The 14,394-nt window shown below is 57.3% G+C and carries 11 protein-coding genes and 1 other RNA gene; 6 read left to right on the top strand and 6 right to left on the bottom strand.

The window, feature by feature from the left end:
- Window positions 1–18: 18 nt before the first annotated feature.
- The 4 genes from A5774_RS09010 to A5774_RS09025 form a co-directional block, all read right to left on the bottom strand.
- On the bottom strand, window positions 19–2,235 hold the full coding sequence (locus A5774_RS09010; protein ID WP_064834464.1) for a YhgE/Pip domain-containing protein: 2,217 nt from the start codon (window positions 2,233–2,235) through the stop codon (window positions 19–21).
- A complete protein-coding gene (locus A5774_RS09015; protein WP_082936188.1) occupies window positions 2,232–4,775 on the bottom strand; it encodes a YhgE/Pip domain-containing protein in 2,544 nt (847 codons plus the stop codon). The genes A5774_RS09010 and A5774_RS09015 overlap by 4 nt, the downstream gene beginning before the upstream one ends.
- Window positions 4,776–4,975: 200 nt before the next feature.
- On the bottom strand, window positions 4,976–6,091 hold the full coding sequence (locus A5774_RS09020) for an SURF1 family protein (protein ID WP_231892406.1): 1,116 nt from the start codon (window positions 6,089–6,091) through the stop codon (window positions 4,976–4,978).
- 62 nt (window positions 6,092–6,153) lie between these two features.
- A complete protein-coding gene (locus A5774_RS09025; RefSeq protein ID WP_064834467.1) occupies window positions 6,154–6,630 on the bottom strand; it encodes a low molecular weight protein-tyrosine-phosphatase in 477 nt (158 codons plus the stop codon).
- A 94-nt stretch (window positions 6,631–6,724) separates the two neighbouring features.
- On the opposite strand from A5774_RS09025, the gene A5774_RS09030 reads away from it, so the two are divergent.
- The 3 genes from A5774_RS09030 to A5774_RS09040 all read left to right on the top strand — a co-directional run bounded on the left by A5774_RS09030 (window position 6,725) and on the right by A5774_RS09040 (window position 9,929).
- Window positions 6,725–7,864 (top strand): Nif3-like dinuclear metal center hexameric protein, encoded by a 1,140-nt coding sequence (locus A5774_RS09030; protein ID WP_024272896.1) that lies wholly within the window; start codon window positions 6,725–6,727, stop codon window positions 7,862–7,864.
- A gap of 71 nt (window positions 7,865–7,935) precedes the next feature.
- A complete protein-coding gene (locus A5774_RS09035; RefSeq protein WP_064834501.1) occupies window positions 7,936–8,697 on the top strand; it encodes a zinc ribbon domain-containing protein in 762 nt (253 codons plus the stop codon).
- Between the two features lie 29 nt (window positions 8,698–8,726).
- On the top strand, window positions 8,727–9,929 hold the full coding sequence (locus A5774_RS09040; RefSeq protein ID WP_027018411.1) for a bifunctional RNase H/acid phosphatase: 1,203 nt from the start codon (window positions 8,727–8,729) through the stop codon (window positions 9,927–9,929).
- On the opposite strand, the gene A5774_RS09045 is transcribed toward A5774_RS09040, so the two are convergent.
- Entirely contained in the window at window positions 9,926–10,822 is an 897-nt protein-coding gene (locus tag A5774_RS09045) for a hypothetical protein (protein ID WP_064834469.1), read from the bottom strand. The two genes, A5774_RS09040 and A5774_RS09045, sit on opposite strands and share 4 nt — an antisense overlap.
- A gap of 196 nt (window positions 10,823–11,018) precedes the next feature.
- Here A5774_RS09045 and adhP point away from each other — a divergent pair, with 196 nt between their 5' ends.
- Together adhP and rnpB are read left to right on the top strand one after the other, a co-directional pair.
- Window positions 11,019–12,083 carry an alcohol dehydrogenase AdhP gene (gene adhP, locus A5774_RS09050; RefSeq protein ID WP_064834471.1) on the top strand — a complete coding sequence of 355 codons (1,065 nt, stop codon included), beginning with the start codon at window positions 11,019–11,021 and terminating at the stop codon, window positions 12,081–12,083.
- 104 nt (window positions 12,084–12,187) lie between these two features.
- Window positions 12,188–12,623, top strand: an RNA gene (gene rnpB / locus A5774_RS09055) — RNase P RNA component class A.
- Here rnpB and A5774_RS09060 read toward each other — a convergent pair.
- Entirely contained in the window at window positions 12,617–13,912 is a 1,296-nt protein-coding gene (locus tag A5774_RS09060) for a galactokinase family protein (protein WP_064834473.1), read from the bottom strand. The genes rnpB and A5774_RS09060 overlap by 7 nt on opposite strands.
- Before the next feature lie 225 nt (window positions 13,913–14,137).
- On the opposite strand from A5774_RS09060, the gene A5774_RS09065 reads away from it, so the two are divergent.
- The gene (locus A5774_RS09065) at window positions 14,138–14,350 is read left to right on the top strand and encodes a hypothetical protein (protein ID WP_023019189.1); all 213 of its coding nucleotides are present in this window, start codon (window positions 14,138–14,140) and stop codon (window positions 14,348–14,350) included.
- The last annotated feature ends 44 nt before the right edge of the window (window positions 14,351–14,394 follow it).

The following is a 14,394-nucleotide window of genomic DNA, read 5'->3' on the forward strand; positions in this document are numbered from 1 at the left end:
CTACTAGTAGTACTAGCGCTATTGCATGACTCGGGTTTCCCGGATGCCTTTCTGCAGCCGCTGGTGGTAGCTATCCATCGCGCGACGCAGCCACAATCCCAGCACCAAAGCCGGGATGGCGAATAACAGCAGCATGCCCAGGTCGCGGAAAATATCCCCTTGGTACACACCAGCGATTGCGCTGCGGAACGCATCAATGGCATAGGTGGCAGGCAGCCACGGACTCACAGACTGGAACCAATGAGGCAGCAGCGGTAGCGGATAAGCACCGCCGGAGCCGGAAACCTGCACGATCAATAGCAGCACAGCGAGTGCCTTACCGGCACTATCGAAGGCGATCACCAGTGCATGCACGATCAACATGAATACCGATGAGGCAAGCACAGCACTCAACCAGAGTAAGAATGGGTGCTCTGGTTGAATCTGCACGAAGAAGATCAAACCGCCCACGGCGAAGGTTGCCTGGGCAATACCGATCGCCAAGAACGTAGCCACCCGGCCCAGATAAATCTGGTTGCGCGTGAACTCGCCGTCGTCGCTGAGGTATTTGTGTTCAGCGTTGCTGCGCATCAAAACGCACGTCAACAACGCACCCACCCACAGTGCGAGTGCCAGGTAGAACGGCGTCATACCTACACCAAACGACGCCACTGCGAACACTGGTTTGCGTTCCACAGCCACTGGCGCGGAAATCCGGGAGGCAAGCAATTCTGGATCCGAGCCGATGATGTCAGCTAATTTGCTCAGGTCACCACCTTCGCGCACCTCTGCAAATTGGCGTTCCAGATCAGCAAAGCGACGTGCTTGCTGATAGAGAGTATCGGCCAACCGGTCGGCGCCATCCCGGGCGCGCAACAAACTGGACTCCGGACCACCCGAGGTGCTCGATAGCGTATTGCGCACATCGGCGATTTCCGCGCGCACCGCAGCGATATCATTAACGACGGTGTTTACGCTCCCGCGCAGCGTATTCAACTGGGGCTGCAAATTCTCGCGGTAGGCAGTGCGTGCATTATCGACAGCCTGGCGGGCTGCCGCAATCGCTTCCTGGGTTTGTTGCCGGGATTGCCGTGCATTACCGGTGCCCGATTCGACGCGATCGGCGGTCGTCGTCAAAGAAGCATGCAGGGCATTCGACTGGGCGATAGACGCATCCAATTGCGCGCGAACTTGCTGGTAGCCAGCAGAAACCGGGCCTGGTAGCGGCAAGTTGCCGATTTCCCGTTCGAGTGCATCGCGTACGCCTTGGAACGCTGCTGTTTGCTGCGCTACCCGTTCTGCCGCCGTGCGGTAAGTTTGCGCCGTTTGCGCCGTGGCAGCCTGCGCATTATTCAATAACTCGTCGAATTGATCCGATAATGCCACATAAGCTTGCGAGGTCGCGCCCAAGGAATTTTCTAGCGCGCCGGTGGAATCATTTAGGGTTGCCGAAAGCGCATCAATGGGGGAAGAGCCATCGGCCCCAGCTCCGGCGCCAGAGCTAGTACCAGTATCAGTACCCGAGGCAGTGTGGCTCCCGGCAGCACGCAAAATATTATCAGCGGCCTGCGCCAGCGGGATTGCGGAATCGACAAGGTTTGCCAAACTACGCACCGTGGCGGCAGAAGAATTCAACCGTGTACCGATGTTTTCAACACGGTTGGCGACATTATCCAAAGCCGCCTGGGTTTCTTCCTCCTCTAGATAATTATCCAACGATTCGACAACACCCAGCCCAACGGTGGTGACCACGCGGGTGAAAGATTCGTCGATACGCTCAATCACACCGCTGGCACTGCGCTCGGTGATGGTCGTTGACAAGGCGTTTTTCTTCTCGTTGGTATACAGATCCAACTTTGCCGGCTCGGTGCCTTCGATATAGAAGGTCAGCAATTCCCGGCTGAAGTTTTCTGGCAACACGATGCCGGCGTAGTATTCGCCGGACTTGGTGCCCTCTAAAGCATCGTCGGCATTGGTCAGAACCCAATCGACCTGCTCATTTCGGGAAAGCTGGGACAGCACTTCGTCGCCAAGATTCAACCGCAACGAAGCCAGATCGGACTCGTGGCCCTCATCCTTGCTAGCCACGGCGATTTTCAAGCGGTCGGTATTGCTGAAGGGATCCCAGCTAGCCAAAATATTGAAACCAGTAAACAGCAACGGGATGATGACCAAACCGAAAACAATCACACCCGTCATGACATTGCCGCGGATTGCACGCAGATCATTGCGGAGAATACTCAGGATGTTGTTCATGACTTCTCACCTTGCTTGGCCAGTTGTTCTTGCAGCTCGTCATCGCTGAGATCCGCCAAGCTGTTATCGCGTGCGACGGACTGTTTAATGTATTCCAACGCGCAAATAATGACTACCGCGATCATCACCACTAGGCACGCCAAACCGAAAAAGACAGCTTTCTCATCCGGGTTGAAGCGGGAAACGATGCCCAAGATCAGCACCAGCAACGCACCCACACCAATGGTGATACCCATCCATTGCGAATAATTGCGGCGCGCGGAACGCCACTTGGAATCCAAACTCTCTTGGTAGCCTTCACGGTCCCGCAAAGCAGCGACGACGTCGGTGATGCGGTACGGGCTGCCGGTCAAATGCACCTTCTCGTTGATTACCAGGCCACCTTTTTCCAGCTGGTCGTTGACCAAAATATTGACATGTGAAAGGCCGCGGCGTGCCAACATGCCCACCAGGAAGGCCACCGCTGCCATCCCGATGATTGTGGCCAGGTTGCTCCAGTAATGGTTGCCATAGAACCCGCCGACGGTTTCTCGCATCGCACCAATGCCGTAAGTAAACGGTAGGAAAGGGTGTATCGCGCGGAAGAAATCGGGGGTCATCTCAATGGGATAGAGCCCAGAAGCGCCGGGGATTTGCACAAAAGCGTAGACCACCGCGATGATGCGTCCGATGTGGCCGAAGGCAGAGACCAAGCCGTAAATAATCGCTAAGTAACACAGGCTCAAGATGGTGGCGGTGAGGACATAACCGATTGCGGAAACGTGCTCGACGCCAATGACCAGGTTGCCGATGGACACGATCAGCGCTTGCATAATGCCAAATACACCCATGAGCAGGTAGCGCGCCTGATACGCGCGCTGCACGGTGAGGCCTTCCCGGCCGCGGGAATCGACCTCTGTGCGGAAAATGATCATCAACATGAATGCGCCGATCCACAGTGTCAGGTTGATAAACAGCGAGGACATGCCAGAACCGTAGTGCGAAACCGGGAAGACCGCGTGCGATTCCATCTCTGCCGGGGAGGCCAAAAATGACGAAATCTCGTCGGCATTCAGTGCATTGACCGAGCGCAAAGCAGGATTATCTTGGGCAAGATTGGCTAGCGCCAGAATGTCCGTGCGTGCAGTGTTGAGCCCATTTTCGATGCCGTCGAGATCTTCCCGGAAATTACCGATGACGTCTTTCGCACGCCCCAGCTGCGTGTCGACGCCGTCGAGCAAACCATCGGTCTCGCCGAGCAAACTCTTCTGTGCACCCAGGGTGGCGGACAGATTCGCGGCGGTAGCAGATACCCGCGAGATGGCCGAATTCAGCTGTGGCACGGTGTTGTTGATGGAATCACGCAGCCCCACGGAATCTGCACGCACTGCGTCCGTGGCGCGGTCGAGTGCAGCGGCAGTGTCGTTCAAAGAATTCAACGTATTTTGTGCGCTATCGTGCAATACGGAAAGCTCACCGAGCACGGCGCGGTTTTGCGAATTGCGGGCGTGCAGATCATCCACGGTTTGCTGGATCTGTCCGGAAATTTGCGGCGGTAGGGCCGGCAGTCGCGCTAACTCGCCTAAACGGTCGATGGCTTGTTCTGCTTGGGCGACGATGCCGCTGGCACCATCGGTGGCCGCCCCCACGCGGTTGAGTGCGCCGGTCAACTGGCCAGATACGGAGTTCACGCTGGCGTGCGCGGAAGCAGCGCCTTCGGCAAGCGCGGTGGTGCCCTGCACATAAGCAGCGGTGGCCTCATCGGCAAACGTGGTCAGCTGGCGCTGCACCTCATTGGTGATGGACTCCACCTGGCCCAGGGCAATTTGGGCGTCGTCGATGGTGCGCTCCACCGTAACCAGTGCTTCGCGGGCCTCGGCGATGGCTGGGCGGGAATTATCCAGGCTGGATTGCACCGCAGCGAGCCTGTCGCGAGATTGCGCTACCGTTTCTGCAGTGCGGATAAAAGAATCTGAAGCCCGACTGGCAGTGTCGCCGATGCGGAAATCCAGGTCGTGGCCCGACTTCCGCAATTCCGCGGCCACTGATTGTGCGACCTGCTCGTTAAACGCAGCGCTGATCGTTGAATCAATGGTGGAAGCGCCCTGATCCGTGATTTTCGGGGCAATCGCGTTGAGTTTCTCGTTCACCGCATATTCCAGCGTCGGCTGGGAATATGTGCCCTGGAACAAGCTGACGAAGTCCTGCGAGAAGGTTTTTGGCACCGTGATAGAAGCGAAAACATCACCCGTGTGCACCGCGTGGTTGGCCTCGTCGCGGTTAATAAACTGCCAGCCCAGGCGGTCGTTGTCTTTGAGCTGCTTTACTAACTCCGCGCCGACGTCAAGATCGCCCGTGAGATCCGAACTAGCGCCCTCGTCCTCGTTAACCACAGCAACTTTGATATTGCCGGTGTTTTCATACGGATCCCAAAACGCCGCGATATTAACCCAGGAATATAAAGCTGGGGTGATCATCAATCCGACCAGAATCACCCACACTTTCCGGGTGCGCCACAACCGGGCTAAGTCCTCGCGAAAGACCTTCCAACTAATACTCACCCGTAGAACGCTAGCACCGCTTTTAGGCACTTGCACAGCTCAGAGCCTAATTTTTGGCCTTTTTCGGATAAGTGATAGCACTTTGGCGAATCTGTTTTAGAACCGATGGTTTTTCTCGAGATGCTTAACGACGCCGCGCCTCGGATGGTTGCTTGACGACGCCATGTGGCGGATGCTTACTTGACGACGCAAACCGTGGTTTATCGACGCCGCCTGCCACGGAATTTTGCGAGTTGATTCGCGCTATCCCCGCCGTAGCGATCCTGTAAACCACGCGAACGCGTGGCTGCCGCGGGCCGCGCAGAAGCTGCTGGGGCATTGGCGCCTGCCGGGGAATTCGCCTGCGCGGCAGTCTCGTCGGCATCTGGTTGCTCGTTGGCGTCTGCTTGTTCGCCGACGTCGACTTGCTCGTTGGCGTCTGCGATCTGAGACTGCCCGTCTGTCGCGTGTTCCGCGCGCTCCCGGCGTCGCTCGCGCAGTTCGGCATACACAAAATATGCCAGGCCAGCAGGGGCCATAATGCCGAAAGCGATCCACTGGAAGCCATACGATAAGTGCGAACCACGATCCAGCTTCGGCACCGGAATTGGTTCCAGTGCTTCTGGTTGCTCAGCCGCGGTTACGTTCACGATGGCGTCGGTAAGCTCCAGGCCGGTCAGCTCTTCGACCTGTTCCGGGCTGACCGAGCGCACCTGGGTATAGCCAGCGTCGTCAATCGGCGGGGCCTCGTGGGGTGCTTCCCCGAAACGCAGCATGGCCTCGGTAGTGATGTGCGTTCCAGAAGGCGGGGTGATTTCTGGAACAGAACCGTCACGATTAGCCACCGCAAAGCCGCGGTTAACCAATACCGTCTGGCCCGAATCCAACTGGAAAGGCACCAACGATTGAAACACCTGCGAGCCTTCCAACGGGCGCAAGCGCAGCAACATTTCGTGTTCTGGCAGGTAGTGGCCGCGCAGGATGACACGGTGCCATTCCTCGTCGATGGTAATTCCGCCGGAGGCGTCGACAAGCTCTGCAAACGGCACCGGATCCTGCTCATAGGCTTGCTGAATGCGCTCGTTGCGGTCGACGATCTCATCATCCTTATTCAGCTGCCAGGGTGCGAGCACCGTGAAAGCCAGGATGGAAAAAGCGATGAGCGACAGCGCCAGGATAATCCAACTGGGCTTGGCAAAGACTTTCCACCAGGAGGTTGGTGCGCCGTTGTTGGCGGTGCGGTTGGTTTGTGGCACGTCGGTATTGCGCGGCTGATTCGGTTGATCTGGAGCTTCTGGTAGTCCAGATTGTTCAGGCTGCTGGGGTCGGGCACTCACACCGACCATGATAGACCTGCACGCCGGTTACTAGCGCAGCTGGTAGCAGCACAGCCCGGTTGCTAGCGCAGCTGGTCTTGGATGTACTCGAGCAGCCCAGGCAAGCTGGCTTCGATCTCTTTGCGCACGCGCGTGAAGCCGTCGCTGCCCCCGTAATAAGGGTCAGCGACGGAGGGTTCTTCTTCTGCCGTTGGATCGAAACTGCGCATCAAGGCCACGCGGTTTTCATCGACACCGCGGGCGATGAGCTGGGAGCGGTGGCCGGTATCCATGGCAATGAACAAGTCCGTATCACCAGCCTGTGGGCCAAACTGTTGCGCTATGTGTTCGGTACCGTCCAGGCCGATCTCGTGTAACTCTGCCACGGTGCGCTCATCCGCACCTTCGCCGACGTGCCAGCTGTCTACACCACAGGAAGCGACTTTGACGAGCTCGCCCAAACCCGCCTCCTGAATGGCCTCGCGTGCCATGACTTCTGCCATTGGCGAGCGACAGATATTTCCGGTGCATACAAAATTAATGGAATAGGTAGCAGTCATGCTGCTGTATTTTATCGTCTCGGATTTTATCGTCTCAGGTGCCTGCTGCGTGCCATAATTGTAGGAGCGTATGACGGAGTTAAAGGAGCAGCACATGAGCACCGAGACCACGGTAGGCGAAATTTGCCAGATTATGGACCGCGCCTATCCACCGCATTTGGCGGAAAGCTGGGATAGCGTCGGGCTTATTTGTGGGCGTCGTGAAGCCCCGGTGCGCCAGGTGGCTTTTGCTCTGGACTGCACCGACGAGGTGGCAGATGCGGCGGTAGCGGCCGGTGTGGACATGTTGATCGTGCATCACCCGTTGCTGCTGCGCGGGGTGGATAGCGTGGCTGCGGATACCCCGAAGGGGCGGATTTTGCACTCGCTGATTGAGGCGGGCATCGCGTTGTTTGCTGCGCACACCAACGCTGATTCTGCACGCCCGGGCGTGAACGATAAGCTGGCTGAACTCGTCGGCATCACCCCAGGGCGCCCGTTGGCACCGAAGCCAGGGCCGGGGCGGCACTTGTGGGGCGTACACGTGCCAGCGGCACACGCCGAGCCGCTGAAGCAGGCCTTGTTTGCCGCGGGAGCGGGGCGGATTGGTAATTATTCCGAGTGCGTCTACGAGATCGCAGGCACCGGGCAGTTCAAACCAGAACCAGGTGCGGATCCCACAGACGGTGAGGTCGGGCATACTTACCGTGACGATGAGCTGCGCATTCAGTTCGTCGCCAAGCCAGGCGATAAGCAGGTGCTTCTCAACGCCTTGTACGCCCACCATCCGTATGAAGAACCCGCCTTTGATATCACCGAGCTTGCCGACGCCACCCCGCTGGAAAGTGCCTATGGCTTGGGACGGATAGGTAAGTTGCCAGAACCAATGAGCTTGCGGGAGTTTAGCCAGCAAGTCGCTGATGGTTTACCTGCCACATCTTGGGGAGTGCGTGCGGCAGGAGACCCGAACAAACAAGTACAGACGGTGGCGGTGGCCTCAGGAGCTGGCGATGGTTTTATCGCGACGGCTGCGAAACTGGGCGCTGATGTGTTTGTTACCTCAGATTTGCGGCATCACCCTGTCGATGAGCACCTGCGCACCAGCGATATGGCAATTATTGATACCGCGCATTGGGCCTCGGAATTTCCGTGGACTGCGCAAGCTGAAGAAATTGTGCGCCGGGAAGCTGGTGTTAAGACCACAATTCTGCAGGTGCGTACTGATCCTTGGACGGTGTCTGTGCACAAGGGCTAAGAGCATAAATACTAATAAACGCGACTAAAGAAAATACGGAAATTAACGGAGATCCACGGAGATTCACGATGATGAAGCTAGCCCCGAAACAGCAACAACAGTTACTGGAACTGGCCAACCTGGAACGCGCGCAAGCCAGCGCTGGTGCTCAGGCTGGGTCTGGTGACACAGCTAAGCGCAAGTCTGTCACGCCAGAACGCGCCGAAGCCGATAAAGCAGCCAGCAAGCTCAAACGCGCGCGGGATGCCGCTGCGGCCGCACAAATGGCAGTGGACGATATGGAAGCTGAGATCTTGCGCATCCAACAAGACGAACGCAAGCTGAAGCGTCGCAATATCGACAACAAAAAGCAGCTGGCCACCGAACAAGACCCGGAAATCCGGAAAGACCTAGAACACGACAAATACACCACAAAATCCCGCATCGCGGATTTGATGAGTGAACTGCAAGAAGCCCACAACGAGATCCACGCGTTACGGCAAAACCGTGACGTGCACGGAGCAAAGGTAGACCAAGCCAAAAACGAGCTGGAAGCTGCTGAGCGCGCCGCCGATGCTGCGGATGCTGTCAAGACTGAAGAACCGGACCCGTTAGAAAACATCACGAAATTACGCGCGGAACTGCAAGAACAAGCCCCTGAAGCGTTGGCGGCCTATGACGAAGTCCGGGGCGAAAATGGTGTGGGCGTGGCCCGCTTTACCGGGCGTGGTTGCGGCGGCTGCTACATCCAGCTGCCACCAGCAGACCAGTCCGCGGTACGTGGAGCCAAGCCAGATGTCGTTCCGGAATGCCCAGATTGTGGCACCTTCCTGGTACGCGGCCAGGCAGAATAAGTTGCAGGCAAAATAAGGAGTAGGCAGCGATGAAGCTGATCATTTATGCAGACGGTGGCTCGCGCGGCAATCCCGGTATCGCCGGTTCTGGCACCGTGGTCTATGCCGCTGATGGCACAACCGTGCTGCGTGAGATCGTCTATGTCGTCGGCAAGAAAGCCAGCAACAACGTTGCCGAATATCACGGCTTGTTGCGCGGGCTGGAAGCAGCTGTGGAGCTGGGGGCGGATGACGTCGATTTTTATATGGACTCCCGGCTGGTCGTCGAGCAGATGAATGGCCGGTGGAAGATCAAGCACCCGGATATGAAACAGCTCGGGTTGCAAGCGCAAAAACTCATGCAACAGTTAGGCGCGGTGCATCTTAGTTGGGTGCGGCGTAGCGACAATAAGGTTGCCGATGCCTTGTCTAACGAGGCCATGGATGCTGCAGCTAAAGGACACGCGCCGGGCGTGGTGGAGCGGGGTGATGCTGCTGGTGCTGCTCCCAAACCTGCTGCGGACTCTCAAAGTGGAGATCCGACAGAAGTTCCGGGTGAAAGCCCTGTTTCCTCTGACGATGACACAACAAGTACGGGCTCACACGGCTCGTGGACTGGCGCGACCTGCCAGCCGACCACGTTGATTCTGGTTCGGCATGGCCAAACAACCTACTCCGCTGAGCACCGGTATTGCGGGCACAGTGATATTGCACTGACCGAGGTCGGCGAGCAGCAAGCCGAAGACTCTGCTGCTGCGGTTGCTGAGCGTGGAGTGATTGACCTGGTGGTTTCATCTCCACTGCAGCGGTGTCAGGTGACAGCGAAAAAGATCGCGGAAAAAACCGGTGCCGAGTTAGAAACGCACGATGCGTTGATCGAAGCAAACTTTGGCGAATGGGAAGGGCTGACCTTCCAACAGGCCCAGGATGACGATGCGGAGCTGCACGATGCCTGGGTGACAGATGCGTCGTTAGCACCACCAGCAGGGGAGTCACTCGCGCAGGTGCATCGCCGCGTACGAGAATTCCGGAAACAACTCGTCGCCAAGCACCCTGGTAAAACCATTGCGGTGGTCAGCCACGTGAATCCGATTAAATCGTTGACCCGCCAGGCGTTGAATGCTGGGCCTGCGACGTTTAGTCACCTGTTTTTGGATCTTGCCAGCATTGGCGTCGTCAAGTTTTATGATGAGAACTCGCCCGTGGCATCTGCGGTACTCAGCGTGAACGAAACTGCGCATTTGCGGCGCTAATTTTTTGTGCAGGTGGTCCCTGGAAGGCTGTCAAGCAGCGGCGGTAATTTTTCGGCTGCTGCATCGAGCATGTGCTGAGCGGTCTCGTAGGAACCGTCGGCGGCTTCTGCCGTGAGTGCGAGACCGATGACGCCATTGTCAGCAGCATTCTTCCCAGCCAACAAACCTAGCTGCCGGACTTCATAGGCCCCTGAGGGGGTGGTTGGTCCCCAGCCTCCCTTGAACTCGATAGCTAAGCGTCCTAGGCCATAGGCCTGCGCGGGAACGACAGCGCCCATCATGGAGCGGACAGTTTCCGATCCTGCGATACACGGTAGGTACGCGGCAAATTGCGCTTGCTGCACAGGTGTCCATGCGGTTTGTCCGAAGGCGGAAAATTCTGGTCGGGGAGGCACCACAGGGACGTCCACATGCACGCCAGATTGTGCAATGACCGCAGAGACTGCCTGGGCTGCTTGCTCAGGGGTGCCGAGTGACTGCCACAAACGCGTTGCCGCTGCGTTATCGGAGACTGTGATGGCAGCGGCGGCGTCAGGCTCTAAGCTTGGATCGCGATTAAGCGCAGCGATGGCTAACGGCACTTTGCTGCTGGACCAGGCAGGACGTGCAGTGTTGTCGCCAGCGGAAACAGGTCCGTCGGCAGTATAAGCCGCGATGTCGAGGCTCCCACCAAATTGAGCGGTGATCTCAGCAACAGCGATAGTCAATACATCGTGGATCCCGTGATCTGTTTCCGGCGCGCTTGATTGGATCGTGCTTTCGGTGGTGTGGCTGGGCGCAGGGGCGGAATCCTGGGGGCTGCAGCCAGCGAGAATCATCGGGATGGCGACGATGCCGGCGAGGTAGGGGACTGAGTGTGAGCCGAAAAGATTCTGTGAGCCGGAAAGATTCATAGTCGTTAGATTTCGTTGCGATCGAATTATTTTCAGCTTAGTGCTTGGAGCAAACGAAATCCTGCTTGGTTGACGGCGACGCATGGGGGAAGAATTGAAAACAATATCCGATAAGTGATTCACTTCACATTTAAAGATTTTGTTTCTATACTGAAAAATGGCAAGCATAATGTTCGCTAACCAAAGGAGGAGAGCAATGTCTGCACCAACTAGAGCAACACAGCCCACCCATACACCGAAAGAGTTCACAGCAGCAGTCGTAGAGAAATTCGGCCCTAACGTCACAGTTCGCGAATCCGCCCTACCAGAACCCGGCGAGCACCAAGCACTCGTGAAACTCGAAGCCTCCGGCATCTGCCACACCGACCTGCACGCCGCAGAAGGCGATTGGCCAGTGAAACCAACACCACCGTTTATTCCAGGACACGAAGGCGTAGGGCGCGTCGTCAAGCTGGGGCCGGGCGAACAATTCGTCAAAGAAGGCGACCTCGTTGGCAACGCTTGGCTCTGGTCCGCATGCGGCGAATGTGAATCCTGTTTAACCGGATGGGAAACCCTCTGTGTGAATGCAGAATATGGCGGCTATACCGTCGATGGCAGCTTCGGCGAATACATGCTCGTCGACACGCGATACTGCGCGCGCATCCCGGATGGTAGTGACCCGGTAGAAGTCGCGCCGATTCTCTGCGCGGGTGTGACCGTATACAAAGGTCTGAAAATGACTGAAACCAAGCCTGGCCAGTTCGTCGTGATCTCCGGAGTCGGCGGTCTGGGGCACCTAGCCGTGCAATACGCCGACGCGATGGGCATGCGTGTAATTGCCGTGGATATTTCTGATTCTAAACTGGAACTCGCGACACGTCACGGGGCAGAATTCACCGTCAACGCCCGCGAAGTGGACCCTGTGCAGGCGGTGCAGGATTACACCGCAGGTGGCAGTCATGGGGTACTGGTTACCGCTGTGCACCCTGATGCATTCGGGCAAGCGATCGAGATGGCCAAACGTGGCGGAACCATCGTCTTCAATGGTCTACCGCCAGGGGAATTTCCAGCATCCATTTTCGATATTGTGTTAAAAGGATTGACGATCCGCGGCTCACTCGTCGGCACTCGCCAGGACCTTGCCGAAGCGATCGACTTCTATGCTCGTGGCAAGGTGAAACCAGATGTCAGTGAATGCAGCATCCATGATGTCAATGATGTGTTCAAGCAGCTGCACGACGGCAGCATCGACGGGCGAAAAGTCATCCGCTACGACTAAAACGTTGAAACAACGTGTGCCAAGCGTCGGGCAAGGCCAAGTTGCAGCCAAACACTGCACATTTGCACAGGTGCGCGACTATCGACGAAGATGGAGCGAGTGAATGAGCTGGCCGGGCGATCGCGGCTGACAAACTACGCTGACAACCGTGTGGCGTAAGTGAAAGTCGAGGAAAGTCCGGACTCCACAGAGCACGATGGTTGCTAACAGCAACCCAGGGCAACCTGCGGGCAAGTGCAACAGAAAGTAGACCGCCACCGGGAACGCTGCGAGCACTCGCGACGCTTCCGGCGGTGAGGGTGAAAGGGTGCGGTAAGAGCGCACCAGCATGCCAGGTGACTGGCGTGGCTAGGTAAACCCCATTGGGAGCAAGGCATCACGGCGCGCCACGGTGCGTGCCTGCTCGAATGCTTGAGGGCTGCTCGCCCGATATTCGAAGGTAGCTGCTTGAGGTCACCAGCAATGGTCGGCCCAGATGGATGATCGCCCACGCACCACCACGGTGCGGGACAGAATCCGGCTTATAGGCTGGCTCATTCACTCACTATTTTGGCGACTTCGCCCGGCAACAAGCGCGTGACCACCAAGCCATCAGCGCTGAGATCATGCGCGAAGTTGTCGGCTTTTTTCTTGTCGACGTAGGCGATCACGGCCTTGGAGGTTCCCGCAGCAGCCGCCCGCGCGGCGATTGCGCCACGAACCTGACACAACTGCGCCAGTTCCATGGCAGCATCGAGCGTGTAATCATCTTGTAAAGCCTGCTGTGAGCTGTGCAGCAATGGCCAAATATCCCGGGAACGCTGCGAACGAAGCGCGTGTGCAAACTGTTGAGCACGCTCAGTTTCCGCTTCGTGGAAATCCAACCAGGTGCGCGACTCATGTAGCTCCGGGACACCGTCGGTGCCATGTACCTTGTGCACCGCGGACAACCATTGCGTAACGCGCGCAGGGGCGTCGGGAAGCAGCCGCAGCGACTGTGCACCAAATGCATGCTGGGCGGACTCCACAAACCGGTGGCGGGAACGGATTTCGTCGGACTGGTCGGACGACTCGGTATCCTGTGGGACTGTCACCGCAAAGGCTGCTAATTCTCGCGTCACCGGGTGCACTGCTTTGGTGAGTGAACCATCGGCATAATCCAGCACAGAGATTTGTGCAGCAGCTCCACGCAGGGCTGTGGAATACCGTGCACGTAAGGTGGCGGTGCTGGAAAACACCTCGCCGGCCTGCCCGCAGATTTCCGCCAACCGTGCTCGCAGCGGGGCTTCGTCAATATCAGCTGTTTTTGCTTGCAATGCCAGCGCTAAAGCGGAATCAATAGCAGCGTATTCACCTAAGCCCGAATCTGGGGTGATTTCAGACAACACCGTGATATTCATGCCGTTGGTTTCGCGAGAAAGTAGTTGGCGCTGCACCATCATCCAGACGATCCCGCCTAAGCGCTCGGCCAATCCGCCGCGCGGCAGTGGTGGGGTAGTTGGCTTACCGGATTCATCAATGCCCGGTTGTTGTTGGGAATACAGTTCGGCGACCTCATCCATGGTTGTGGACGCCTGCGTGGTGGAGCCGTCGGTAAGCCAGCAGCGGCGAAAGTTCACCACGAATTGCTGGTCCTCGCGGGCAGATACCGCAACTGCGGCGCGCTGCGCGGCCAGACTCATGAGTACGACGCCGCCTGCGTGATCGACGTGCTCTCCGATCAGTGACCAGGTGGCGGGGGCGTCGGCTTGCCAGGTTGGGGCACAACCATGGAGTTCTGTGTGCCATGCGGCTGCAGAAACGGTCAGTGAAACGTCAGGTGAACCGTTCGTCTGGGGCGCATGTGGCATGGGGGAAGAAAACTCCTTGGAAATCGGGAATAGCGAACCGAAAATCGAAAATACCGATCGAGAATATCGATATGGACACATCCGTTTTCGGCAATCTCGGGCGATTTTACCTGTTTAGCTGTGTCGGTGGGTAGTCAGATTTATACTGAATAGGCATGGTTCTGGCTTTTGTCTACGCAGCAAAGCTAATGGCCGGGAACTCGAATGAAGGAGCAGCACTAAAACATGGCACACGCAGATGAACAATGGTTTTTCAACCCCTCTACTGGGGAGGTGACCGAAGGTAAAGTCGCTGGGTGGAATGATCGCATGGGCCCGTATGACAGTAAAGAATTGGCCGAAAATGCGTTCGAGATTGCGCGGAAGCGAAACGACGCTGCTGATGAGGCAGAAGAAGACGATGACGACTGGGGCCAGCCTGCAGCTTGGGAGAAATAATTCTCAGAAGAGACTTTCGCCCCGCCCAATGTGACCGCGGTTGC

Source organism: Corynebacterium sp. EPI-003-04-2554_SCH2473622, from assembly GCF_001665955.1.
GTDB classification, from domain to species: domain Bacteria; phylum Actinomycetota; class Actinomycetes; order Mycobacteriales; family Mycobacteriaceae; genus Corynebacterium; species Corynebacterium pseudodiphtheriticum.